Origin of the sequence: Rhizobium sp. BK602, from assembly GCF_014195095.1 — a bacterium.
GTDB lineage: Bacteria > Pseudomonadota > Alphaproteobacteria > Rhizobiales > Rhizobiaceae > Rhizobium.
On sequence record NZ_JACIBC010000007.1, the window covers coordinates 273,768 to 296,758 of the forward strand.

General features: G+C 63.1%; 19 protein-coding genes. 5 read left to right on the plus strand and 14 right to left on the minus strand.

What is annotated here, in order from left to right:
• Nucleotides 1–3: 3 nt before the first annotated feature.
• Together FHX11_RS23030 and FHX11_RS23035 are read right to left on the minus strand one after the other, a co-directional pair.
• Nucleotides 4–915 (minus strand): sugar ABC transporter permease, encoded by a 912-nt coding sequence (locus FHX11_RS23030; protein ID WP_348649729.1) that lies wholly within the window; start codon nt 913–915, stop codon nt 4–6.
• 61 nt (nt 916–976) lie between these two features.
• Nucleotides 977–2,260: an ABC transporter substrate-binding protein gene (locus FHX11_RS23035; RefSeq protein WP_184361353.1), complete on the minus strand. Its 1,284-nt coding sequence runs from the start codon at nt 2,258–2,260 to the stop codon at nt 977–979.
• Nucleotides 2,261–2,442: 182 nt separating this feature from the next.
• On the opposite strand from FHX11_RS23035, the gene FHX11_RS23040 reads away from it, so the two are divergent.
• The 4 genes from FHX11_RS23040 (at nt 2,443) to FHX11_RS23055 (ending at nt 7,472) form a co-directional block, all read left to right on the plus strand.
• Nucleotides 2,443–3,138, plus strand: coding sequence for a TetR/AcrR family transcriptional regulator (locus FHX11_RS23040; protein ID WP_184361356.1), 696 nt, complete (start codon nt 2,443–2,445; stop codon nt 3,136–3,138).
• A gap of 240 nt (nt 3,139–3,378) precedes the next feature.
• Nucleotides 3,379–4,527: a Gfo/Idh/MocA family oxidoreductase gene (locus tag FHX11_RS23045; protein WP_184361359.1), complete on the plus strand. Its 1,149-nt coding sequence runs from the start codon at nt 3,379–3,381 to the stop codon at nt 4,525–4,527.
• A gap of 92 nt (nt 4,528–4,619) precedes the next feature.
• Nucleotides 4,620–6,032 carry a mandelate racemase gene (locus FHX11_RS23050; protein WP_184361362.1) on the plus strand — a complete coding sequence of 471 codons (1,413 nt, stop codon included), beginning with the start codon at nt 4,620–4,622 and terminating at the stop codon, nt 6,030–6,032.
• A 174-nt stretch (nt 6,033–6,206) separates the two neighbouring features.
• Nucleotides 6,207–7,472: a Gfo/Idh/MocA family oxidoreductase gene (locus FHX11_RS23055; protein ID WP_184361365.1), complete on the plus strand. Its 1,266-nt coding sequence runs from the start codon at nt 6,207–6,209 to the stop codon at nt 7,470–7,472.
• On the opposite strand, the gene FHX11_RS23060 is transcribed toward FHX11_RS23055, so the two are convergent.
• The 4 genes from FHX11_RS23060 to FHX11_RS23075 all read right to left on the minus strand — a co-directional run bounded on the left by FHX11_RS23060 (nt 7,473) and on the right by FHX11_RS23075 (nt 12,112).
• The gene (locus tag FHX11_RS23060) at nt 7,473–8,060 is read right to left on the minus strand and encodes a transglycosylase SLT domain-containing protein (RefSeq protein WP_184361368.1); all 588 of its coding nucleotides are present in this window, start codon (nt 8,058–8,060) and stop codon (nt 7,473–7,475) included.
• A 114-nt stretch (nt 8,061–8,174) separates the two neighbouring features.
• The gene (locus FHX11_RS23065; protein WP_184361371.1) at nt 8,175–9,197 is read right to left on the minus strand and encodes a hydroxyacid dehydrogenase; all 1,023 of its coding nucleotides are present in this window, start codon (nt 9,195–9,197) and stop codon (nt 8,175–8,177) included.
• Complete coding sequence (locus FHX11_RS23070) at nt 9,194–11,050, minus strand: DUF2264 domain-containing protein (RefSeq protein ID WP_184361374.1); 1,857 nt, start codon at nt 11,048–11,050, stop codon at nt 9,194–9,196. Before FHX11_RS23070 ends, FHX11_RS23065 begins: the two co-directional genes overlap by 4 nt.
• A 39-nt stretch (nt 11,051–11,089) precedes the next feature.
• The gene (locus FHX11_RS23075; RefSeq protein ID WP_184361377.1) at nt 11,090–12,112 is read right to left on the minus strand and encodes a LacI family DNA-binding transcriptional regulator; all 1,023 of its coding nucleotides are present in this window, start codon (nt 12,110–12,112) and stop codon (nt 11,090–11,092) included.
• Between the two features lie 152 nt (nt 12,113–12,264).
• Here FHX11_RS23075 and FHX11_RS23080 point away from each other — a divergent pair, with 152 nt between their 5' ends.
• Nucleotides 12,265–13,560 carry an ABC transporter substrate-binding protein gene (locus FHX11_RS23080; RefSeq protein ID WP_184361381.1) on the plus strand — a complete coding sequence of 432 codons (1,296 nt, stop codon included), beginning with the start codon at nt 12,265–12,267 and terminating at the stop codon, nt 13,558–13,560.
• A 264-nt stretch (nt 13,561–13,824) separates the two neighbouring features.
• Here the strand turns inward: FHX11_RS23080 and FHX11_RS23085 are convergent, their stop codons facing one another.
• The 8 genes from FHX11_RS23085 to FHX11_RS23120 all read right to left on the minus strand — a co-directional run bounded on the left by FHX11_RS23085 (nt 13,825) and on the right by FHX11_RS23120 (nt 22,962).
• Entirely contained in the window at nt 13,825–14,685 is an 861-nt protein-coding gene (locus FHX11_RS23085) for a 5'-nucleotidase, lipoprotein e(P4) family (RefSeq protein ID WP_184361384.1), read from the minus strand.
• A gap of 313 nt (nt 14,686–14,998) precedes the next feature.
• Entirely contained in the window at nt 14,999–16,729 is a 1,731-nt protein-coding gene (locus tag FHX11_RS23090; protein ID WP_184361387.1) for an ABC transporter substrate-binding protein, read from the minus strand.
• A gap of 123 nt (nt 16,730–16,852) precedes the next feature.
• Nucleotides 16,853–17,140, minus strand: coding sequence for a DUF2160 domain-containing protein (locus tag FHX11_RS23095; protein WP_184361390.1), 288 nt, complete (start codon nt 17,138–17,140; stop codon nt 16,853–16,855).
• An 11-nt stretch (nt 17,141–17,151) separates the two neighbouring features.
• On the minus strand, nt 17,152–18,033 hold the full coding sequence (locus tag FHX11_RS23100; RefSeq protein WP_184361602.1) for a carbohydrate ABC transporter permease: 882 nt from the start codon (nt 18,031–18,033) through the stop codon (nt 17,152–17,154).
• 38 nt (nt 18,034–18,071) lie between these two features.
• Nucleotides 18,072–18,944, minus strand: a complete 873-nt coding sequence (locus tag FHX11_RS23105) for a sugar ABC transporter permease (RefSeq protein WP_184361393.1) — start codon at nt 18,942–18,944, stop codon at nt 18,072–18,074.
• 2 nt (nt 18,945–18,946) lie between these two features.
• On the minus strand, nt 18,947–20,017 hold the full coding sequence (locus tag FHX11_RS23110; RefSeq protein WP_184361396.1) for an ABC transporter ATP-binding protein: 1,071 nt from the start codon (nt 20,015–20,017) through the stop codon (nt 18,947–18,949).
• 12 nt (nt 20,018–20,029) lie between these two features.
• Nucleotides 20,030–21,112 carry an ABC transporter ATP-binding protein gene (locus FHX11_RS23115; protein ID WP_184361399.1) on the minus strand — a complete coding sequence of 361 codons (1,083 nt, stop codon included), beginning with the start codon at nt 21,110–21,112 and terminating at the stop codon, nt 20,030–20,032.
• Between the two features lie 818 nt (nt 21,113–21,930).
• The gene (locus FHX11_RS23120; RefSeq protein ID WP_246781118.1) at nt 21,931–22,962 is read right to left on the minus strand and encodes a CorA family divalent cation transporter; all 1,032 of its coding nucleotides are present in this window, start codon (nt 22,960–22,962) and stop codon (nt 21,931–21,933) included.
• Nucleotides 22,963–22,991: the final 29 nt, after the last annotated feature.

Genomic DNA, 22,991 nt, shown 5'->3' on the forward strand with positions numbered 1-22,991 from the left:
GCGTCAGTCATCGTAGTGGACCCAATAACGAGCGGAGAGGAAGGAGAAGGTGGTGAAGATCGCGATAATGATCACCAGAATCCAGGCCAGCGCCGAGGCGTAGCCCATGCGGAAATAGCCGAAGGCCTCCTGGTAGAGGTAGAGCGTGTAGAACAGCGTCGAATCGATCGGCCCGCCGGTACCCGACGAGATGACATAGGCCGGGGTGAAGGCCTTGAAGGCGTCGATGGTCTGCACGACGGCGTTGAAGAAGATCACCGGCGTCAAAAGCGGCAGGGTGATCTTGAAGAAGATCCGCGCCTTGGAGGCGCCATCGAGGCTGGCGGCCTCGTAGAGATCGGTCGGGATCTGCCGGAGGCCGGCGAGGAAGATGATCATCGGCGAGCCGAACTGCCAGACCGCCAGGATGACGAGGGTGTAGAGCGAATAGTCCGGATTGGAGATCCAGCTCGGGCCGTTGATGCCGAAGAGATACCAGAGCAGCGTGTTGACGACGCCGTCGGCATCGAAGATCTGCCGCCAGAGCACGGCGATGGCGACGCTGGAGCCGAGCAGCGACGGCAGGTAGAAGATGGCGCGGTAGACGGGCAGGCCGCGAATGCCGCGGTTCAGCAGCAGCGCCACCAGCAGCGCGAAGGTGAGCTTCAGCGGCACGGAACAGACCACATAGAACAGCGTCACCTTCATCGACGAGATGAACTTGTCGTCGGCGGTGGCGATGCGCGCGTAATTTTCCAGCCCGACCCAATCCGGCGCCTGCAGCAGATTGTAGTCGGTGAAGGAAAGATAGAGCGAGGCGATCGCCGGCCCCAGCGTCAGGCCGAAGAAGCCGATCAGCCAGGGCAGGAGAAAGAGGTAGCCCGGCGCATTGCGCGCCAGCACTCCCGGTGCCTTGTAAGCGGTCTCTGTGCGCACTGGCACATTCGCGCCGATGACAATGCCACCGGCAACGCTGTTGCTGTTTGTACCCACGGTATCAGCCTCGTGTTACGTTTGCTGCTGCCTGTTCGACGAATTTCGTCGCGCCGTCCTGCGCGCTGCTTTTGCCGAAGGCGACTTCCTCGGCGATCTTTTTCAGAAGGAAAGCATTCTCGCCCGCGCCGTTCGGCGGCGACGGCGGCAAGGCGCCGACACGCGGCGTCAGCCGGCCGATATAGTCGACCACCTGCTTGCTCGTCGCGTCGAGATTGGGCGTCAGGAGATCGCGGATCTTCGACGATGCGGGCACGCCGCGCTCGACGCCGAGCGTCTTGGCGCCTTCGGGATCTTCAACCAGATAGTTCACGAAGGCGACGGCGGCGTCCTTGTTGGCGGAGCTCGCCGAGACCGACATCAGCATCGACGGCTTCAGGTATTGGCCGGGCTTGCTGTCCGGATTGCTCGGATAGGCGATCAGGTCCAGCTTTTCCTTGACGAGGCCCTGGATGGCGACGAACTGGTTGGAATGGGCGTAGCTGACGGCCGCCTTCTTGGTCACGAGCATATCGGTTTCGAGCGTCTGCTGGTCGAGCGCCTGAACGTCGGCCGGTACGCAGGCGCCGATTTCGCGCATATGGCCCCACAGCGCAAACCATTCGGCGGCATCCTTGGCTTCGAAGCCGAGCTTGCCGTCGCCTGTGTAGAGCGCCTTGCCGCGCTGGCGCAGCCAGCATTCGAAGGCAGGCTCTCCGCCGCTCTGATCGCCGGTGCCGTAGAAACCGCGGCGCTTCTTGGCGGCGGTGACCTTGGCGCAGGCATCGCCGAGCTGTTCCCAGGTGATGCCGTCATGCGGCGGTTCGACGCCGGCTTCCTGCCAGGCTGCCACATTGACGACGACCATGGAGGAATTGACGCCGAGGTTGACGCCATAGATCTTGCCGTCGACCTTGCCGGAATTGATATTGGGGGCACCGAAATCCTCGATCGCCAGGCTCTTGCCGAGATAGGGCGTCAGATCGAGCAAGGTGCCGCGGCGCGCATATTCGAAGATGTAGCGATAGTCCATCTGGATGAGGTCGGGCGGATTGCCGCCGGCGGTCTGGGTGGCGAGACGGGTCCAGTAGCTGTCCCAGCCGAAGGTCTCGCCGGCGATCGCCACATCCGGATTTTTCGCCTGATAGGCCTTCACGGCGGCGAATGTGCGGTCGGCTCGCTCCTTGGACCCCCACCAAAGAAGGCGCATCGAGGTGGCCGCATTGGCGCGGCCAAGTCCCATGCCGCCGAAAGCAAGCGTGGCTGCCATGCCGGCCAATAGCCGCCGGCGGTCGATCGTCAAACTCATCTTGGTCTCCTCCCCAGTTAACCGATGATTTACGAACTGCTCTGCGTGATATAACTATTTGGTTACAAGTTGGATAGAAACGCGACCGCTGTCAAGCGCCAATCGTGTCACGCTCGAAACGGCATGTGCCGAGGCCGGATTAGCCGGCTGCGGAGTAGATAGATCGGGGAGGAGAAATGCCAATGGCGACAAAGGCAGGGCAAGGACCTGAAAAATCAGCCGGAACCGGCATCGATGCGGCGCAGGCGCCGAGGCGCAACAGGAGCGCGCGCAATCCGCAGCGCACCCACGCGGCGATCCTGGACGCGGCGACCGCGGAATTCGCCGCTCATGGCTTCGGTGGCGCCAGGGTGGATGCGATCGCCGCGAGGGCTCAGACCAACAAGCGGATGCTCTACCACTATTTCGGCGACAAGGAGGGGCTCTACCTCGCCGTACTCGAGGCGACCTATGCGCAGATCCGCAGCGCCGAGAAGAATCTCGATCTCGCCAACCGCAATCCCGAGCAGGGCATGCGGGAACTGGCGCTGTTCACCTGGCATCATTTTCTCGATCATCCCGAATTCCTGAGCCTGCTGGTCACCGAGAACCTGCATCAGGCCCGCTATCTCAAGCGCTCCGAAAAAATCCTGGCGATGCATTCGCATTTCATCGCCGAGCTTGCCGGGGTGCTGCGACGTGGTGAAGCAGCCGGAGTTTTCCGTCCCTCCGTCGATCCGGTATCGGTCTACCTGACCGTCGCCGCGCTCGGTTTCTTCTATCTCTCCAACCGCCATACGCTGTCGACGATCTTTGCCCGCAAGCTGACGGCGCCGGAGGCCTTGAAGGCCTGGGGAGAACACATCGTCTCGGTGACGCTCGCCTCGATCCGGGCCTAAAGCGCGTCGCGATCTTTCAGATTCGCGTCTTGCGCTTTCGGTCGTTGATTTTGCGCATGTCGTTCTCGCAAAACCGCTGCACAGTTTTGCGCGGCATGCTTTGGAGAAATTTTCGAAAGGCGATTGACAAGCGCGGATGGAAAGCGCCATCGTGTAACCATATAGTTACATTGGTCGTGCGGCCAAGCCTTTGCTTTTCCTGACTCGGGAGGGAGTCGGGTTGAACGATCGGGAGGGATCATGAAGCGCATCGGTATCATCATGCACGGCGTCACCGGACGCATGGGGCTGAACCAGCACCTCATCCGCTCGATCGTGGCGCTGCGCGCCGAAGGCGGCGTGCTGCTGTCGAACGGCGAGCGCGTCATGCCCGATCCGGTGCTGGTCGGCCGCAATGCGGCGCGGCTGGAGGAGCTGGCGCGCAAATACGGCATCGAGCGCTGGACCACCGATCTCGACGGCGCGCTGGCCGATCCCGACGATGCGATCTTCTTCGATGCGGCGACGACGCAGATGCGCGCCGAGCTGATTTCCAGGGCGCTGGACGCCGGCAAGCATGTCTATTGCGAGAAGCCGATCTCGGACGATCTCGATGCGGCCGTGGCGCTGGCGCGCAAGGCCAAGGCCTCCGGGCTGAAGAACGGCGTCGTGCAGGACAAGCTGTTCCTGCCGGGCCTGCGCAAGATCGCCATGCTGCGCGACAGCGGCTTCTTCGGCAAGATTTTGTCGGTGCGCGGCGAGTTCGGCTATTGGGTCTTCGAGGGTGACTGGGGTGTGCAGGCGCAGCGTCCCTCGTGGAATTATCGCAAGGCCGAAGGCGGCGGCATCATTCTCGATATGCTCTGCCACTGGCGCTATGTGCTCGACAATCTCTTCGGGCCGGTGAAGGCGATCAGTTGTCTTGGCGCCACCCATATTCCCGAGCGCGTCGATGAGGCCGGCCGGCGCTACGCCGCCGATGCCGACGACGCGGCCTATGCCACCTTCGAGCTGGAGGGCGGCATCGTCGCCCATATCAATTCCTCCTGGGCGGTGCGGGTGCGCCGCGACGACCTCGTCACCTTCCAGGTGGACGGCACGCATGGCTCGGCGGTGGCGGGGCTCACCCGTTGCTGGACACAGCATCGCGTCAACACCCCGAAGCCGGTCTGGAATCCGGACCAGCCGCAGACCATCGATTTCTTCGACACCTGGGACGAGGTGCCCGATAATCAGGTCTACGACAACGGCTTCAAGATCCAGTGGGAGATGTTCCTGCGGCATGTGCTCGAGGATACGCCCTGGCGCTACACGCTGGCCGAAGGCGCCAAGGGCGTGCAGCTCGCCTCGCTTGGCCTGAAGAGCTGGGCGGAGCGTCGCTGGCTGGATGTCGAGCCGTTGGAGATTTGAGGACATGGCGGCTCTTTCGACCTCGGGATGGCCGGGCATGCGGATGCGGCATAGGCAGCCTTGCCTGACAATCACAGGAGCCGCCTAGAACCATGACCGATCCCCTGAAAATCCGGCTTGTCGAGGCCGAAACCTTCGAGCGCCCGGTCACGCTGCGGCTGCCCTTCCGCTTCGGAGCCGCGACGCTTCGGGAGGCGCGGCAGATTTTCCTGCGTGTCCGCATCGAGGATGGGCGTGGCCGGTCGGCAACCGGGATGGCGGCCGAGCTGATGGTGCCGAAATGGTTCGACAAATCGCCGGAGCTTTCCAATACCGACAATGAAAACCAGCTTCGCCGCTCGCTGGCGCTTGCCCTCGATGCCCTGAAGGGTGCGGGGCTGGAGACGGCCTTTAGGCTGCATGCCTCCGTCGAGGGCGCCCATCATGGGCGGGCGGCGGCTGAAAAGCTGAACGGCCTGGTCGCATCCTTCGGCCTTGCGCTTGCCAATAGGGCCATATTGGATGCGCTCTGCCGGCTGGAAGGGCTGACGATCGCCCAGGCGATCGCCGCCAATCGCCCCGGCATCGACGCGGCGACGGCGCCGGATCTGCAGGGCTTCGATCTCCCGGCTTTCCTGTCGACGCTGACGCCGGCGAAAAGCCTTGCCGCTCGCCACACCGTCGGCCTCGTCGATGCCATCGAGGCGCGCGAGGTTCCCCAGGGCGAGCGCCTGAACGACGGCCTGCCGGAAAGCTTCGAGGAGGCGATCGATGCCTATGGGCTGACCTTCTTCAAGGTGAAGGTGTCGGGCGTTCCCGAGGCCGATATCGATCGCCTCTGCCGCATCGCCGCGGTGATCGACGCCAAGATGCCGGCCTATTCGGTGACGCTCGACGGCAATGAGCAATTTTCGTCCGCCGAGGCGGTGGCCGATCTGCTGGCCCGTATCCGGGCCGAGCCGAGGCTCGGCCGTTTCGCAGCGTCGATCCTGTTCGTCGAGCAGCCGATCGCCCGAGCCCATGCTTTCGAGAAGCCGGTGACGGCGCTTGCCGCCTTCAAGCCGGTCGAGATCGACGAGTCCGACGCCGATATCGATGCCTTCGTCACGGCGAGAAAGCTCGGCTATACCGGCATATCCTCGAAATCCTGCAAGGGCTTCTACCGCTCGCTCCTGAACCGGGCGCGGGTGACGAAATGGAGTGCCGACGACAGGTCCCCCTATTTCATGTCGGCGGAGGATCTGACGACGCAGGGTGGCCTTGCCGTGCAGCAGGATCTGGCGCTCGCCTCGCTGATCGGCATGACGCATATCGAACGCAACGGTCATCACTATGTCGACGGCATGGCGGGGGCGCCGGAGGCCGAGCAGGAGGCTTTCGCGCGGGCGCATGCCGATCTTTATCGCGTGGACAAGGATCGGACACGGCTGAGAATCGAAGGCGGCAGGATCGCCATCGGCTCGGTCGTCGGCGCCATCGGTCTCGGCTCGTCCGTCGCGCCGGACTGGAGCGCGATGGAGAGATGATTCCTTCTCCCCATCGGGGAGAAGGTGCCCGATAGGGCGGATGAGGGGGCCGCGAAGCGGGCCTTGAACGAAAAGCGAAAGGCGATCCTCCTTACGGTGCAACGCCCCCTCAACCTGCGCTTCGCGCGTCCTTCTCCCCGTTGGGGAGAAGGTAAGAAACCTTGGAGGAAGAACATGCCGTCGTCATCGAAGAAGCGATACGCCCTGGTCGGCACCGGCAATCGCGGTGCCACCATGTGGGGCAAGGATCTGATCGAGCGCTGGGCCAACGAGGTCGAGCTTGTCGCCGTCTGCGATCTCAACGCCATGCGTGCCAAACGGGCGCTGAAATACGTCGGCGCCGAGGTGCCGGTCTATACCGATTTCGACGAACTCTTGCGAGCCGAAAAGCCGGATCTGGTCATCGTCTGCACGCGCGATTCCTCCCATGACGATCTGATCGTCAAGGCGATGGAGGCCGGCGCCGACGTGATCAGCGAGAAGCCGATGACGACGACGGTCGACAAGATCAAGCGCATCCTCGACGCCGAGGCCCGCACCGGCAAGCGGCTCGATGTCTCCTTCAACTACCGCTTTGCGCCGACGGCGGCGAAGATCAAGGAACTGATCAATTCCGGTGCCATCGGCGATGTGACCTCGGTCGATTTTCACTGGTATCTTGATACCAGCCATGGCGCGGATTATTTTCGCCGCTGGCATGCCTTCGTCGAAAATTCCGGCAGCCTCTTCGTTCACAAGGCGACGCATCATTTCGATCTGTTGAACTGGTATCTCGATTCCGATCCGGAGACGGTTGCCGCCTTCGCCGATCTGAAACATTACGGCCGCAAGGGGCCGTTCCGGGGCGAGCGCTGTCGTACCTGTCGCTACAAGGACGAGTGCGACTATTATCTCGATATCAGCGCCACGCCGCTGCTCGAAAGCCTCTACGAAGACCCCTCGACGGTCGACGGCTATGTCCGCGATGCCTGCGTCTTCCGCGAGGACATCGACATTCCGGATACGATGGTCGCCTCGATCCGCTACCGCAACGGCGTCAACGTCTCCTATTCGCTGAACACCTATATGCCGATCGAAGGGCACCATATCGCCTTCAACGGCCATAAGGGCCGCATCGAGCTCAGGCAGTACGAGAAGCAGAACTGGACGACTCCGCCGGCGGACGAGATCGTCGTCATGAAGAATTTCGGCGAGGTCGAGCGCATCTGGGTGCCGCATTCCTCCGGCGGCCATTATGGCGGCGACGACCGGCTGCGCAACATGCTGCTGCGGTCGGGACCGAACGACGAGCTCAGGCAGCGTGCCGGCTCGCGCGCGGGCGCGATGTCGGTTCTCTGTGGCATCGCGGCGTTGGAAAGCAGCCGCAGCGGCCAGCAGGTCTCGATCGCCGATATCTGGGGCGAGGACGGTGGCCTGAACCTGCTGGAGACGCGGCCTTAATTAGCTGCAAGTCGGCAATTGCTGCGCGTAGAGCCTCGTCATGCTGTTGAAGCGCTTGGCGCCGGACAGTGCGGCCGCATTGCCCCGCCATGCCCCCTGCAGATAGCCCTTCGAGCCGGAATAATAAGCGAGATAGAGATCGTAGGAATCATTGAGCGGGATGCCGGTTTCCAGGTGTGTCTGGTAGTGATACCAGCCGACGAAATCGATGGCGTCGGAGAAGCTGGTGCGGCTTGCGCCCCAGTTGCCGGTTTCGCGCTTGTACTTGTCCCAGGTGCCGTCGAGCGCCTGCGAATAGCCATAGGCGGTCGAGGGGCGTTTCCAGGGAATGAAGCCGAGCAGATATCGTCTCGGCGGACGGGCGCGGGGCCGGAAGCCGGATTCGGTGTAGATCGTCGCCATCAGGATCGGCACGGGAACGCCGTATTTGCGCTCGGTGCGTTCGGCTGCCCGCTGCCAGTTGTTGAACCAGCCGTCGCGCTGATCGAAGATCGCGCAGACATTGCGGATGCGGTTGGGCGCCGTGGCGCAGCCCGCCAGCATGCCGAGCAGCAGGACAGCCAGAATGGATAGAACGCGAGTACGCATGACTAGAACCTCTTCGCTAAGATGATTGCTAGCCGCGAATGATTAAAAACGGGTTTTCCGGCTGTGCCGAAATGGGGCGGTTTCAGGGTGTTTTCATGAATTTACCGCGTTGCATCACGCCATGCGCGCCAGGTCTTCGCGGCGGATTTCATAGAGCAGCGGTTTGCCCTCGATGAAGCGGATGGCTTCCTCCACCGCCATCTCGCCGAGGCGAGTGCGTTCGAGCCCGACAGCGCCGGCGATATGCGGCGTGAGGAAGACATTCGGCAGATCGTAGAAGGCCGAGTTCGCCTCGGGGATTTCCGGATCGGTGACGTCGATGATCGCCTCGATGCGGCCGGTCTTCAGGACGGCGATCAGGGCGGCTTCGTCGACCAGGGCGCCGCGCGCCGTGTTGATGAAGGTTGCGCCCTCTTTCATCAGCGACAGGCGCTGGGCGTCGATCATGTGCCGCGTCGCCGGCAGCGAGGGAGCGTGTAGCGAGACGATGTCGGCGCGAGCCATCAAGGCGTCAAGTTCGGCCCTTTCGACGCCGAGACGCGCGGCCTCCGCTTCACTCACCATCGGGTCGTAGAGCAGGATCTCGTAGTCGAAGGGGGCAAGCAGCTCGATCACCCGCCGGCCGATGCGCGAGGCGCCGATAATGCCGACGGTGCGGCCATAATTGCCGATGGCTTCCGCCTGGATCGGTTGCGTGCGGGCGCGATGCCGGTCGGCGACATAGAGATCGCGGAAGCTGAAGACCTTCTTGCCGGCGAAGATGATGGCGGCCAGGGTGAATTCGGCAACGGGCAGGGCATTGGCCTGCGCCGCGTGGCTGACCAATATGCCTCTGTCGAATAGCCGATCATCGATCAGGCCCTTCACCGTGCCGGCCGCATGCGCCACCAGTTTCAGATGCGGTGCCAGCGCCAGCGCCGCCGCGTCGATGGGCGGCGAGCCCCAGCCAGTGATCAGGATTTCGGCTTCGCCGAGCAGCTTTCGCGCCCTGTCGTCGTCAAAGCGCAGCATCGGTGCGCTATCGAGCACGCGGCCGATCGTATCGAGGCGCTGGATCAAGGCTGATGGCAGCACATGCTGCGTGCGCGACGGCTGCATGGCAAAAGCAATGGTCGGGCGCGAGGCGGATGGTGTCATGGCAGGCGCCCCGGCGCTTCGATGGCGCTGACGGTGATGCCTTTCTCGGCGATCAGGGCACGCAGGGCGTCGATGTCCGGCCTTGCGGGCGGTTTGGTCCAGGCGCGGGAGAGGGCCGAGGGATCGCGCTCGGCGAGAGCGGCGGAGACGAGGATGGTTTCGCCCGCCGGAATCGTGGCGCGCAGCTGCGGCACCAGCGTCTTGGCGACGATCAGATTGGTGTTCGGCGGCGCCTTCTGTGCCACGCCGTTGCGGGCGACGGTCGAGCCGAGATCGAGAATGCCGCTGAAATCCTCCGCGCCGACGACATAGGCCGCGTCCGGTGAGGCCGAGAGCGTATCGGCCTCGAAATCGCGCCGGGCGATGGCGAAGCCGCCTTCGGCCGTCTGCAGCGGCCGCGGCGAGACGATCCTGTGCAGGCGGACATGCCAGGGGGCGGCCGGGATCAGCCATGTCTCGACGGTCACATCCGCAAAGGGCGACCATTTGGCGTAGAGCGTGTCGCCGGCGAGCTTCGCCTCCTGATTGGTTTCGCGCACGCGATAGTGCAGGCCGTCATCGCTGAAGGCGAGCATCGAGTCGAAGGCGGCGCCGGCAAAGATGCGCTCGTCGCTCTCGACGCTGAAGCCATAGCGGGCTGAATAGGCGAATTTCGCATATTTTTCCGCCCCGAAGCGCATCTGCTGGTTCTCCTGGCCGGAAGAGAGCGCCACGGCGTCGTCTCTGCTGCGCATGATCACCATGCCGGGGTGCTTCAGCGAGACGATAGCCGGCTTATCATCCTGCGGCTTTTCCTCTGCCGTCCAGAAGGGATGCGTGTCGGCAAGCGCCAGCGGCAGGAAGGCCTTGAAGGCCCAATAGGGCGAGCCGGCGGAATTATAGTTCTCCGACATCAGCAGGTTGGGATAGGCATAGCCGATCGGCAGCGTGCCGTCGCGATTGGCGATCGGCTTGTCGGCCCACCAGCGCAGGTGCCGGAGGCACAGCCCCTTCACCTCGCCCCAGGGCAGCGCCTCGACATTGGCGAAGGCGAGCGCCGACCAGAAGCCGGCGCAGGCGAAGCGATAGGTCAGGCTGCGGCCGAAGGGGATGGTGGCGCCGTCGGGCGCGAACCAGTGGCGGAAGTCCTTGGCGAAGAGGGTGGCGCGCTCGCGGTAGCGCTCGGCGCGGTCGTCGTCGACGAGCCTGGAATAGATCAGCCCGTAGAAATGCATGGCGAAGGGGACGTAGTGGTCGATGCGCCGGATATTGCCGTCGCGATACCAGCCATCGGCAATATAGAAGCCATCCAGTTCGTTGAGATAGGCCTCGGTCAGGCTGTGGTCGAAGCTGGCGCTCAGCCGGTCGAGGGCGATATCCACCAGCACGCGGAAGAAGCGCCAGTTGTTATCGGCATAGTCGAATGTGCGGGCGTGCTTGAGATAGGCGATGAGGTTGTTGCGGGCGCGGGCGTTCAGTGGCTCCCAGATCTTCTCCGGCACCAGGGCGAGCGCGAAGCCAAGCGCGGCAAGCTCGACCATGCGCTGGTCGCGACCGTTGACCGTGCCCCAGTATTCCGGATGGTCGGGGTCGACGCCGTTGGCGAGGCCTTCGGCGAAGCGGTGCCAGTGGGCGAAATCGCCGCCGCCGGCGCCGAGCGGCGCGAGCCCCCAGAGCGGACGGGCGAAGCCTTCGAGATCGGCGGCGGCGCGATCGAAATGCGCGCCGGCGGCGTCGATGCGGACGCGGGCATTCCCTTTAGAGAAATAGGGCAGCAGCGGATCGAACAGGTCGGTCAGCGCGCGGCGCATGTCGGCACGGTTTGCCAGCGGATTGCCGGCGAGCGGATTGGTGCTGACGGGATCGTAGGTCATCGGTTCTGCTCTTCTATGGCCGTCTCGCGGAGATGCGGCTCAGGTTTCGGGCGGAAGCGTGCCGCCGGGAACGGGTATGACGGCATGGCAGACTTGGCGGGCGGGCGCGTCGCGGTCGCGGAAGCGGGCGATCATCAGGTTGACCGCCTCGCGTCCCAGGGCGGCGCGGTCGACGCGCATGGTGGCGAGGCGCGGATGGGTCATCAGGGCGCAGGGCAGGTCGTCGAAGCCGACGATGGCGAAATCCTCAGGCACGCGCAGACCGGCTTCGGTGACGGCATCGAGCACGCCAACGGCGATGAAATCGTTCATGCAGAAGGCGGCGGTGAAGCTGCGATCCCCGGCAAGGATCGCGGCGGTGGTGTCGTGGGCCTCCTGGCTGGAGCTGCCGCGGAAGGTCATCGGCACGAGCCGGCCCTCGGCGCCGTCCACCGATGCGATCGCCGCCTCGAAGCCACGGACGCGTTCGCGGATCGTCTGGCGGTGGGAACCGGTGAAATGCAGGATGCGGCGATGGCCGGCATCGAGCAGCCGGCGGGTCGCGGCATAGGCGCCGAAGAAATTCGAGGGCGAGACGCCGTCGAAGCGCAGCTTCGGATCGGTGCCGTTGACCAGCACGGTCGGCGTGCCGCTCTGTTCCAGCCAGGGGCGCAGCTCGTCGGGCGGGTCGATGCCGACGAGGAACAATCCCTCGGCGCCGGTCGCCTGCAACTGCTCTTGGATATGTTCCGGCGAGGTTCGGGCTTCGCGCACCAGGCGGATGTCGAAGGGCATGCCGCGCTCGGCGGCACCGGCGCGCAGGCCTTCGAGAATGCCTTCGTAGAAGACGCTGAGACCGCCGGTGGCACTGTCGCTGGCAATCAGCGCCAGCCCGCCGGGCATGCTGTCGGCTGCCGCCTTCAGCGGATAGCCGAGATCACTCGCCACCTTGAAGATCTGCTGGCGGATCGTGTCGCTGATGCCGGGCTCGTTGGTCAGCACCCGCGATACGGTGGAGACGGAAACGCCGGCCCTCGCGGCGATATCAGCTTGAGTGATGCGTTTGGATCGAAGTTCGTTCATAGGCGCAACAATTATGCAAATTATGCAAATTTGCAAGAAAAAGATTGTTTATTGCGTTTCGCAATGAAGTTGCATATCCTCACGCGGAATTTGTCCGCAGAAGGCGTCGGGGAGATCGTCGCGGATAGCAACGCAAGAGAAGGAGGAATCTCATGCGCATGAATCGCCGTTCATTCATGATCGGAACTGCCGGAGCCGCCGCCGGCCTCGCTTTCGGTGGGGGAGCGACGCCGGCCTTTGCCGATGCGACGCAATTGCGGGCGATGTGGTGGGGCTCGCCGGATCGCGGCAAGCGCACGGTTGCCGTGGCCGAGCTGTTCCATGCCAAGAACCCCGATATTTCCGTCATCGGCGAGAGCATCAGCGGCGACGGCTACTGGGCCAAGCTCGCGACCGGCATGGCCAGCCAGAACATCTCGGACGTCTTCCAGCTCGAGCCGAGCACGATTTCGGACTATTCCAAGCGCGGCGCCTGCATGCCGCTCGACCAGTTCGTGCCTTCGACGCTGAATGTCGACAGTTTCGGCAAGGATGTGCTGAAGCTCACCACCGTCGACGGCAAGCTCTATGGCATCGGCCTCGGGCTCAATTCCTTCGCGATGTTCTACGACGAGGAGATCTTCAGGAAGACCGGCCTGACGCCGCCCAGCCCGACCACGACATGGGCAGACTATGCCGATCTCGTCGTGGAGCTGACCAAGGCGGCCGGCAAGCGGGCCTATTGGGGCGGTCCCTATGGCGCGCGCTACAATTACGTCCTCGATGTCTGGCTGCGCCAGCGCGGCAAGAGCCTCTATTCCGAGGATGGCGGGCTCGGCTTCGGCGTCGACGACGCCAAGGAATGGTATTCCTATTGGGAGGACCTGCGTCAGCGCGGCGGCACGGTCTCGCCCGACGTCCAGACGCTGGATCAGAACACCATCGAAAGCAATTGCCTGGCACAGGGCAAATCGGCCATCGGCATGGCCTATTCTAACCAGCTCGTCGGCTATCAGCTTGTGGTCAAGAGCAAGCTCGCCGTCACCATGCTGCCGCGCGAAAAGAAGGGCGGGCCGTCCGGCCACTATTATCGCCCGGCGCTGATCTGGAGCGTCGGCGCCACCAGCAAGAATGGCGAGGCGGCTGCGAAATTCATCAATTTCTTCGTCAACGATCCCGACGCCGGCAAGATCCTTGGCGTCGAGCGCGGCGTGCCGATGTCGCCGGCCGTGCGCGCCGCCATTCTGCCGACGCTCAATCCGGTGGAACAGCAGACGGTTGGATATGTTGAGCTCTTGAAGGATCAGGTCGGCACCTATCCCGCACCGGCGCCACTCGGCTCGGGCGAATTCGACCAGAACGTCATGCGCCCCGTCGCCGACCAGCTCGCCTTCGGCAAGATCACGGTCGCTGAGGCGGCGAAGAGACTGGTGGAGGAAGGGGCGGCGAAGCTGAAGCGGAAGAGTTGAGTGGATAGCTGGCTATGGGGGTGAAGGTCAGGTGAGGCCGACTTTGCCGCACCTCTGTGCCTGGCCCCTCATCCTAGCCTTCTCCCCGCAGGCGGGGAGAAGGGACGACAGCGCAAAACAATCGGCCTCACCACACGAACAGAAGCGGCGATGGGCACTATAGAGCCCCCTCTCCCCGCAATGCGGGGAGAGGGTTGGGGTGAGGGGCCAGGCACAGAGTTACGGTAAGCGTGAACCCACCTGACAAGCTTCTATCGAGGATCGTTACTTCCCGTCCCAGGGCTTCAGCGCATCCTGTTTCAGCTTGCGCTGCTGGTCTGCCGGCAGCTTGTAGTCGCCCTTGTAGGGCGCGCTTTCGAAGGAGCCGTAGGTCGGGTTGGCGATGGCGATCCAGTCGTGGCCGAAATGGGCGGCATTGGCTTCGAAGGCCTTCTGGCGCTCCTCGACCGTGCCCTTGTAGTCGTCGGTGAAGTCGCCGAAATTGTCGCCGAACAGCAGCAGGATGCGATAGTTCTTGGCGATGAAGGCGCGGCGCGTGCCCTTGGCCGAGCCCCAGTCCGGCTGTTCCTTGGCACTGAGGAAGGTGTCGACATTGTCGCCCATCGGGAAGCCGAAGCGCTTCATTTCCTCGACGGTCGGGCCTTCTTCGTCGGCGGTGCGATTGGTGACGTAGAAGACCTTGACGCCCTTGGACGCCGCATATTGGGTGAACTCGACGGCGCCAGGAATGGGGCTGTCCTGCTGGGCGTTGACATATTTGGTCCAGCTGTCCGGTGTGAAGCCGGTATCGGCGATGACATTCTGGGCCTGATAGGGCGAGGTGTTGAGCACGGTGTCGTCGACGTCGAGGATGACAGCCGGCGGCAGATCCTGGAAGCTACCCGTCTGTTCCACCGGGGCTGCGGTCCAGCTCTTGTCCGCGAGGGCCTCGTCGAGCCGGATGCGGCCGAGCGCATAGGCGCCGAGCGCATTCGCCTTGGCCTCGACCGAGGTCTGGTCCCAGAGGACGGCATTGAGATTGTCGTTCGGCAGCGGCGCCGGCAGATCGGCGGCCAAGGCCGGCAAGGCGGCAGCAAGGCCGATAGCGGTGAAGAGCGCCCTGCGCCCTGGATATCCATTTCTCACGCTGTTCTCCTTATGTGAAAATCCATGAAGCATATCAACGGGTTCTGATGTATGCCGATGTCATGATCCGGATAAGGATAGTTCGTGCTCGCGGGAAATGTGTCAAGCCTGTGACAGTGGTCGCAGCGTCACTTTTGCGAAACTTTCGTCCAGACGAAAAATGCCGAGGCCCTTTCGGGCTCCGGCATCGATGTCGTGCGATGGGCCTGGAGCGGTTCAGCGTTCCACGGGATCGCTGAACCGCTCTATTCCATTGTTTTGATGCAATTCCGGACGGAAAACCGCTGCGCGCTTTTCCTGGAATTGCTCCAGCTTATTTCGCCGCGTCGGCCCAGCTCTTGACCAGTTCGTCATAGTTGACGGTGACCGGCTTTTCCTTCTCGTTGGCGATTTTCAGCTGTGGAGCGAGATGGCCGTTCTTGACGGCATCGGCGTTCCAGTAGGCGAGATCATGCTCCTCGGCGAGCTTCGGGCCGATATCGCCCTGGACGCCGGCACGCTCGAGGCGCTGAAGCACCTTTTCCTGGTCGGCGCAAAGCGCGTCCATCGCGCCTTGAGCATCCTTGGCACCCGATGCGGCATCGCCGATCGCCTGCCACCAGAGCTGCGCCAGCTTCGGATAGTCCGGAACGTTGGTACCGGTCGGCGACCACTGGACACGGGCCGGCGAGCGATAGAACTCGATCAGACCGCCGAGTTCAGGCGCACGCTTGGTGAAGCTCTTGTCGCGGATGGTCGACTCGCGGATGAAGGTGAGGCCAACATGGCTCTTCTTCACGTCCACGGTCTTGGAGGTCACGAACTGCGCATAGAGCCAGGCGGCCTTGGCGCGGTCGACCGGGGTCGACTTCATCAGCGTCCAGGAGCCGACGTCCTGATAGCCGAGTTTCATGCCGTCCTTCCAGTAGACGCCATGCGGAGACGGCGCCATGCGCCATTTCGGCTTGCCGTCCGCGTTCATGACCGGCAGGCCGGGCTTGACCATGTCGGCGGTAAACGCGGTGTACCAGAAGATCTGCTGGGCGACATTGCCCTGTGCCGGAACCGGGCCGGATTCGGAGAAGGTCATGCCCTGGGCTTCCGGCGGTGCATAGGCCTTCAGCCAATCGAGATATTTCTGGATGGAGTAGACGGCGGCCGGGCCGTTGGTATCGCCGCCGCGGGCGACGCAGGAGCCGACCGGACGGGAGTTGGCGTCGACCTTGATACCCCATTCGTCGACGGGCAGGCCGTTCGGCAGGCCCTTGTCGCCGTTGCCGGCCATGGAGAGCCAGGCGTCGGTGAAGCGCCAGCCGAGCGACGGGTCCTTCTTGCCGTAGTCCATGTGGCCGAAGACCTTCTTGCCGTCGACATCGCGGCCGGTGAAGAACTGGGCAATGTCCTCATAGGCCGACCAGTTGACCGGCACGCCGAGCTCGTAGCCGTACTTGGCCTTGAAGTCGGCCTTGTTCTTCGGGTCGTTGAACCAGTCGTAGCGGAACCAATAGAGGTTGGCGAACTGCTGGTCGGGAAGCTGGTAGAGCTTCTTGTCCGGCGCGGTGGTGAAGCTGGTGCCGATGAAATCGGCAAGGTCGAGGCCGGGATTGGTGACGTCCTTGCCTTCGCCGGCCATCCAGTCCGTCAGGTTGCGGACCTGCTTGTAGCGCCAATGGGTGCCGATCAGGTCGGAATCGTTGACCCAGCCGTCATAGAGGTTCTGGCCGGTCTGCATCTGCGTCTGGATCTTCTCGACGACGTCGCCTTCCTGAATGACGTCGTGGGTGACCTTGATGCCGGTGATGGCGGTGAAGGCCGGGGCGAGAACCTGCGATTCATACTGGTGCGTCGTCAGGGTTTCCGAGACGACCTTGATTTCCATGCCCTGGAAAGGCTTGGCCGCATCCACGAACCACTGCATTTCCTTTTCCTGGTCGGCGCGCGAGAGCGTCGAGAGATCGCCGATCTCCTTGTCCAGGAATGTCTTTGCTTCGTTCATGCCGGCATGCGCCGTGCCGGCCAAGGCCAGCAGGGCAACTGCCGTCGTAGTCAAGAGATGCCGTCGCATATATTCCTCCCTACAGGTTGCGAGTGCATTGTCAGCCGGCCGGATCTCCGGCCATCTGTATCGGCTTGTCTTACTGCGCCGTGTGCCGGATGGGCCTGGGCGCCGTAACTCCTTGAAACCGCGTCAGACCAGGCGAAAGACGCCGATGGCGTAGACCACGGAGAGGGCAAGCGCCCACCACAGGTTAGGTCCCACGAGACCCAGCCATGCGATATGGATGAAGGCGGCGCCGAGCAGCGAAATGAACAGCCGGTCGCCGCGCGTCGTTTCGAAATGCAGGATGCCGACCCGTGGATTGCCGCCGGGCGAGACATATTCCCAGACGGCCATGCCGATCAGCAGTGCCAGGATGGTCACGAAGAACAGCACCGTCGGCAGTGTCCAGGCCATCCAGGAGAAGTCGGTATTCATGATGGTCTCCCTTAGACGCGGCCGAGCGCGAAGCCCTTGGCGATGTAGTTGCGGACGAAATAGATGACGAGCGCGCCGGGCACCAAGGTCAGCACGCCGGCGGCGGCCAGCAGGCCCCAGTCCATGCCGGCGGCCGAGACCGTGCGCGTCATGATGGCGGCGATCGGCTTGGCGTCGGTCGTCGTCAGCGTGCGGGCGATCAGCAATTCCACCCATGAGAACATGAAGCAGAAGAAGGCGGCGACGCCGATGCCGCTGGCGATCAGCGGAATGAAGATCTTGATGAAGAAGCGCGGGAACGAATAGCCGTCGATATAGGCCGTCTCGTCGATTTCCTTCGGCACGCCGGACATGAAGCCTTCGAGAATCCAGACCGCGAGCGGCACGTTGAACAGGCAATGTGCCAGCGCCACGGCGATATGGGTGTCGATCAGGCCGAAGGCCGAATAGAGCTGGAAGAAGGGAAGCGCGAAGACCGCCGGCGGCGCCATGCGGTTGGTCAGCAGCCAGAAGAAGACGTGCTTGTCGCCGAGGAAGCGGTAGCGCGAGAAGGCATAGGCCGCGGGAAGCGCGCAGGCAACCGAGATCACCATGTTCATGACGACGTAGGTGATCGAGTTGATATAGCCCTTGTACCAGGACGGATCGGTGAAGATGATCGTGTAATTGCGTAGTGTCGGCTGATGCGGATAGAGCGTCAGGCCGGTGACGATCTCCTCGTTGGTCTTGAAGCTCATATTGACGAGCCAATAGATCGGCAGCAGCAGGAAGACGATGTAGAGCGTCGGCACCAGCCAGGACCAGCGGTCCTTTTCGCCATGCCGGCGTGCGGCCCTGGTATCGGTTGCGGCGGCAGCGCCGCTGGCCGGGCCGGAAGCGGCGGCCTTGTGCATGGCGGTATCGTCCACGGAGGTCGAAAGGGATTTGGCGCTCATCGGGACGCTCCCGCATCGTAATTGGTCATGACGGTGTAGAAGACCCAGGACAACAGCAGCACGATCAGGAAGTAGACGAGCGACATGGCAGCCGCCGGGCCGAGGTCGAACTGGCCGAGCGCCATCTTGACGAGGTCGATCGACAGAAAGGTCGTGGAATTGCCGGGGCCGCCGCCGGTGACGACGAAGGGCTCGGTATAGATCATGAAGCTGTCCATGAAGCGCAGCAGCACGGCGATCAGCAGCACGCGGTTCATCTTCGGCAGCTGGATGTAGCGGAAGACGGACCAGCGCGAGGCGCCGTCGATCTTGGCCGCCTGGTAGAAGGCATCCGGGATCGAGGCGAGGCCGGCATAGCACAAGAGCACGACGAGGCTGGTCCAGTGCCAGACATCCATGATGATGATCGTCGCCCAGGCATCGGCCGGATCTGAGACGTAATTATAGTCGATGCCGAGATTGACCAGCACGTAGCCCATCAGGCCGATATCGCTGCGGCCGAAGACCTGCCAGATCGTGCCGACGACGTTCCACGGGATCAGCAGCGGCAGCGCCATCAGCACGAGGCATACGGGGACGCCGATCCCCTTCTTCGGCATGTTGAGGGCGATGAGGATGCCGAGCGGCACCTCGATCGCCAGGATGACGAAGGAGAAGATGAGGTTGCGGATCATCGAATCCCAGAAGCGGCCGGAATGAAGAATTTCCTCGAACCACTGGGTCCCCGCCCAGAAGAAGACGTTGTTGCCGAAGGTGTCCTGCACCGAATAGTTCACCACCGTCATCAGCGGGATGACGGCCGAGAAGCCGACCAGCACCAGGACGGGGATGAGCATGAACCAGGCTTTGTTGTTCCAGGTCTTCTCCATGATCAGGCTCCCATCTCGACGCGCCAGGAGTCGGCATAGATATTGATGCCGGCGGGATCGAAGGCGATATGCGGCTCGGCCGGCACCGTCTGGTCCTCGCCGATGACGGCGACGATGTCCTGGCCGTCCAGCTTGGCGCGCACCACCTTGCGCCGACCGAGATCCTCGACCTTGGTGACGGTGGCGGGCATGCCCTCGCGGCCGATGCGGACGAATTCCGGGCGGATGCCGAGTTCGGAGCGGCCCGCTTGCTTTTTCGCCGGCGCGCCGGGCAGCGCGATCGTGCGGCTACCGATGCGGGCATTGCGGCCTTCGATCTCGACCGGCATGACGTTCATGCCGGGCGAACCGATGAAATAGCCGACGAAGGTGTGGCGCGGCCGCTCGAACAGGTCGTTCGGCGTGCCGATCTGCACGACTTCGCCATTGTACATGACCACCACCTTGTCGGCGAAGGTCAGGGCCTCCGTCTGGTCGTGGGTGACATAGACCATGGTGAAGCCGAAGCGGCGGTGTAGCTGCTTCAGCTGCGAGCGCAGCACCCACTTCATATGCGGGTCGATGACGGTCAGCGGCTCGTCGAACAGGATGGCGTTGACGTCGGAGCGCACCAGGCCGCGGCCGAGCGAGATCTTCTGCTTGGCGTCGGCCGTCAGCCCGCGCGCCTTGCGGTGGGCGCTGTCGGAAAGGCCGATCATCTCGATGATCTCATCGACCTTGCGCTTCACATCGGCTTCCGGAACATGCCGGTTGCGTAAGGGAAAGGCGAGGTTCTCGTAGACGGTCATCGTGTCGTAGACGACCGGGAACTGGAACACCTGGGCGATGTTGCGCTCCTGCGTCGACAGGCGGGTCACGTCCTTGCCGTCGAAGAGAATGCGGCCCTCGGAAGCCTGCACCAGGCCGGAGACAATGTTGAGCAGCGTGGTCTTGCCGCAGCCGGACGGGCCGAGCAGCGCATAGGCGCTGCCGTCTTCCCAGCTGTGGTTGACTTCCTTCAGCGCATAGTCGGCGTCGGACTTCGGATGGTCGTTATAGGCGTGTCTGATATGGTCAAGGTCGATGCGGGCCATGGCCGTGTCTCCTCAGGCGGCCCGTTGCAGGGCAGGTGTGACCGCGGCGCCATCGGTGTCGAACACCATGATGTGGCGCGGGTCGATGTAGATGCTGATCGCGTCGTCGACATCGATGTCCTCGACGCCCTGGGTCAGCATCACCCAACGATGGCCGGAAAAATCGATATGGATGAAGCTCTCGGAGCCGGTGATTTCGGTCACCATCACGCGCGCCGGTGCGGCGACGGCTTCCGGCGTCTGCGGCGCCAGCGCCAGGTGATGCGGCTGGAAGGCGATCGTATAGGAGCCGTCGGTCCGCGCCTCTAGGCCGTTCGGCACGGGCAGGCGGATATTGCCGTCGAGCACGAATTCCTTGCCGCGCTTGTCGACGGCGATGATGTTGAGCGGCGGATCGGCGAAGGTGGTGGCGGTGATCAGATCCTTGGGACTGCGGAACACGTCGATCGTCGGGCCGAACTGGGTGATGCGGCCCTGCGAGAGCGTCGCGGTATTGCCGCCGAGAAGCAGCGCTTCCGACGGCTCGGTGGTCGCATAGACGAAGATTGCGCCGGATTCGGCGAAGATTTTCGGCAGTTCGGCGCGCAGTTCCTCGCGCAGCTTGTAGTCCAGGTTGGCGAGCGGCTCGTCGAGCAGCACCAGGCCGGCCTTCTTGACGATGGCGCGGGCGAGCGCCGTGCGCTGCTGCTGGCCGCCGGAAAGGCTGAGCGGCAGGCGATCGAGGAAGGGGCCGAGCCGAAGGAGATCGGCGGCTTGTTTCACTTCCTTGTCGATAATCGCTGCGCTTTTACCGCTCAGCCGCATGGGCGAGGCGATGTTGTCATAGACTGTCATCGCCGGGTAGTTGATGAACTGCTGGTAGACCATGGCGACGTTGCGGCGCTGTACGGGCTGGCCCGTCACGTCATGGCCGTCGACATGGATCGTGCCGGTCGTCGGCTTGTCGAGGCCCGCCATCAGCCGCATCAGCGAGGTCTTGCCCGAAAGCGTCGGTCCCAGCAGGACGTTCAGCGTGCCGCGCTGCAGCGTCAGGTTCGTTTCCGCGATATGCGTTTCGCCGCTGACCGATTTCGACACGTTTCTGAGTTCAAGCACGATAGGCTCCTTCTACGCGCCGCATGCCGGAGCCGCGACGGACTGCTGGCCGCAAGGCCCGTTTGTTGCCCACTGAATGGCGATCGGCAGCGTCACGGGGCGATGCCTTCGGCCAAAACCGGCATAGGGGCAGAATGCCGTGTGTTTTCAACAAATTGATAGAAATTAAATAGGCGAGCAGACGCGAATTGCCGTGATCCGCATGCGGCCGATTCGCGCCGCGGACGATCGTGGCGGACAGGCGTTACGCCATGCGAAACGGAGGTGCTCATTTGCTCTTGAAGGATACGGCAAGCCTGCTCGACAGGGTTGCGGCCTGCGGCGCAACCGATGCCGTCTGTCTTGTCGTTTCGAGCTTTGGACAATGATCTCTCCCCCTGTTTCGGTTTCTACCCCTCAAGCTAAAACCGAAACTATAATGACGATAAATGAAGCTAAAGGAATGTCAAACGAAAATTCAGCGAATCCCGATTGCCCGCCGAAAGCCGTATCAGCGGACGATAGTGCCGCAGGCGGCGGTGAAATCGGTAAACGCTTGATCGGGATTGGAAATGCTCGAAATCCTTGCGTCAAACCCGGAAAATAAGGCCATGGTTTCGGGTTTCCCTTGCCGTCTTGTCAGCATGACGGGTGCGAGATTTGCCGACGAGAGCGGCTATTTCGCCATTCGAAAGGGCTGCCTTTGTGCCGTGCGTGGCCGAAACCGTGGGGCGGGCTTGGAGCGGTTCAATGTTTCCTGGAATCATTGAACCGCCCAATCTCTTTGTTGTGACGCAATTCTGGACGGAAAACCGCCGCGCACTTTTCCTGCTATTGCTTTAGAGCCAATTGATGCGTTTGAGCACCCAAAGCGTCGCGATCGAGGTGATCGTGACGAAGGCGACGATGACGATGAAGGCCCAGGTGTCGTTGACGCCGGGGATGCCGCCGACATTCATGCCGAAAAGGCCGGCCACCACGCTCGGCGGCAGCAGCAGAGCCGCCAGCGCCGCCAGGCGGTTGGAATTGCGGGCGATGCGCTCGCTGATGACGGTCGACAGGTCGTCATGCAGGATGCTGGTGCGGTCGCGGATGGCGTCGAGATATTCGATGTAGCGCATCAGCTTGTCGATGACCTCGCGCATGCGCAGCTTGTCGCGTTCGGCAAGCCAGGGCGCATCGTCATGCTCGATGCGGTTCAGCGCGTCGCGCTGCGGGGCGAGATAGCGGCGAAGCTGCACGGCGCGCCGGCGCAGCAGCTTCAGCCGTCCGCGCACCTCGCCCGCCTCGCCATGAAAGATCAGCTCGTCGAGCTCATCCACCTCTTCGTCCATGGCATCGAGGACCGGTTCGAGATCGCGCACCAGCTTGTCGCCGATCAGGGCCAGCAGGTCGCCGGAGCGCTGTGGCCCCTTCTTCTTTTCCAAGGACAGGCGGATATCGCGCAGCGCCGTGATGTAATGGCCGCTATCGCGCAAGGAGATGATGCGATCGGTGTCGATCCAGAGATGCAGGGGCACAAGGTCGATATCGGCGGGCTTCTGCGTCACGCCGTCCGGCGAGGTCGCGCAGACGCTGCGCAGGATGATCAGCAGCCCGTCGCCCACCGGCTCGACGCGCGGGCGGGATTCTTCTTCCAGCAGGGCTTCGATGACGAAGGGGTCGAGGCCGCTCTTATGGGCGATCCAGTCGGCGGTGGCGGGATGGTCGCGTTCGAGGTGCAGCCAGATGACGCCCTCTCCGGGCTTCCAGGCGCAGACCTCCTCCATGGTGAGCTGCCGCTTGCAGCCGCCATGGCCGTCGAGCAGCGAGGCGAAGCGCAACCCCGGTTCGATGCCGTAGCTGACCGTCGAGGTGTCCGTTGCTTCCATGGCGCCTTGATCCATCCATCCTCCATGGC

What these genes read in the sequence shown, in the direction of transcription:
- FHX11_RS23035 (WP_184361353.1), bottom strand. Translation starts at nt 2,260, where the DNA reads ATGAGTTTGACGATCGACCGCCGGCGGCTATTGGCCGGCATGGCAGCC.
- FHX11_RS23040 (WP_184361356.1), top strand. Translation starts at nt 2,443, where the DNA reads ATGGCGACAAAGGCAGGGCAAGGACCTGAAAAATCAGCCGGAACCGGC.
- FHX11_RS23045 (WP_184361359.1), top strand. Translation starts at nt 3,379, where the DNA reads ATGAAGCGCATCGGTATCATCATGCACGGCGTCACCGGACGCATGGGG.
- FHX11_RS23050 (WP_184361362.1), top strand. Translation starts at nt 4,620, where the DNA reads ATGACCGATCCCCTGAAAATCCGGCTTGTCGAGGCCGAAACCTTCGAG.
- FHX11_RS23055 (WP_184361365.1), top strand. Translation starts at nt 6,207, where the DNA reads ATGCCGTCGTCATCGAAGAAGCGATACGCCCTGGTCGGCACCGGCAAT.
- FHX11_RS23060 (WP_184361368.1), bottom strand. Translation starts at nt 8,060, where the DNA reads ATGCGTACTCGCGTTCTATCCATTCTGGCTGTCCTGCTGCTCGGCATG.
- FHX11_RS23065 (WP_184361371.1), bottom strand. Translation starts at nt 9,197, where the DNA reads ATGACACCATCCGCCTCGCGCCCGACCATTGCTTTTGCCATGCAGCCG.
- FHX11_RS23070 (WP_184361374.1), bottom strand. Translation starts at nt 11,050, where the DNA reads ATGACCTACGATCCCGTCAGCACCAATCCGCTCGCCGGCAATCCGCTG.
- FHX11_RS23075 (WP_184361377.1), bottom strand. Translation starts at nt 12,112, where the DNA reads ATGAACGAACTTCGATCCAAACGCATCACTCAAGCTGATATCGCCGCG.
- FHX11_RS23080 (WP_184361381.1), top strand. Translation starts at nt 12,265, where the DNA reads ATGCGCATGAATCGCCGTTCATTCATGATCGGAACTGCCGGAGCCGCC.
- FHX11_RS23090 (WP_184361387.1), bottom strand. Translation starts at nt 16,729, where the DNA reads ATGCGACGGCATCTCTTGACTACGACGGCAGTTGCCCTGCTGGCCTTG.
- FHX11_RS23095 (WP_184361390.1), bottom strand. Translation starts at nt 17,140, where the DNA reads ATGAATACCGACTTCTCCTGGATGGCCTGGACACTGCCGACGGTGCTG.
- FHX11_RS23100 (WP_184361602.1), bottom strand. Translation starts at nt 18,033, where the DNA reads ATGCACAAGGCCGCCGCTTCCGGCCCGGCCAGCGGCGCTGCCGCCGCA.
- FHX11_RS23105 (WP_184361393.1), bottom strand. Translation starts at nt 18,944, where the DNA reads ATGGAGAAGACCTGGAACAACAAAGCCTGGTTCATGCTCATCCCCGTC.
- FHX11_RS23110 (WP_184361396.1), bottom strand. Translation starts at nt 20,017, where the DNA reads ATGGCCCGCATCGACCTTGACCATATCAGACACGCCTATAACGACCAT.
- FHX11_RS23120 (WP_246781118.1), bottom strand. Translation starts at nt 22,962, where the DNA reads ATGGAAGCAACGGACACCTCGACGGTCAGCTACGGCATCGAACCGGGG.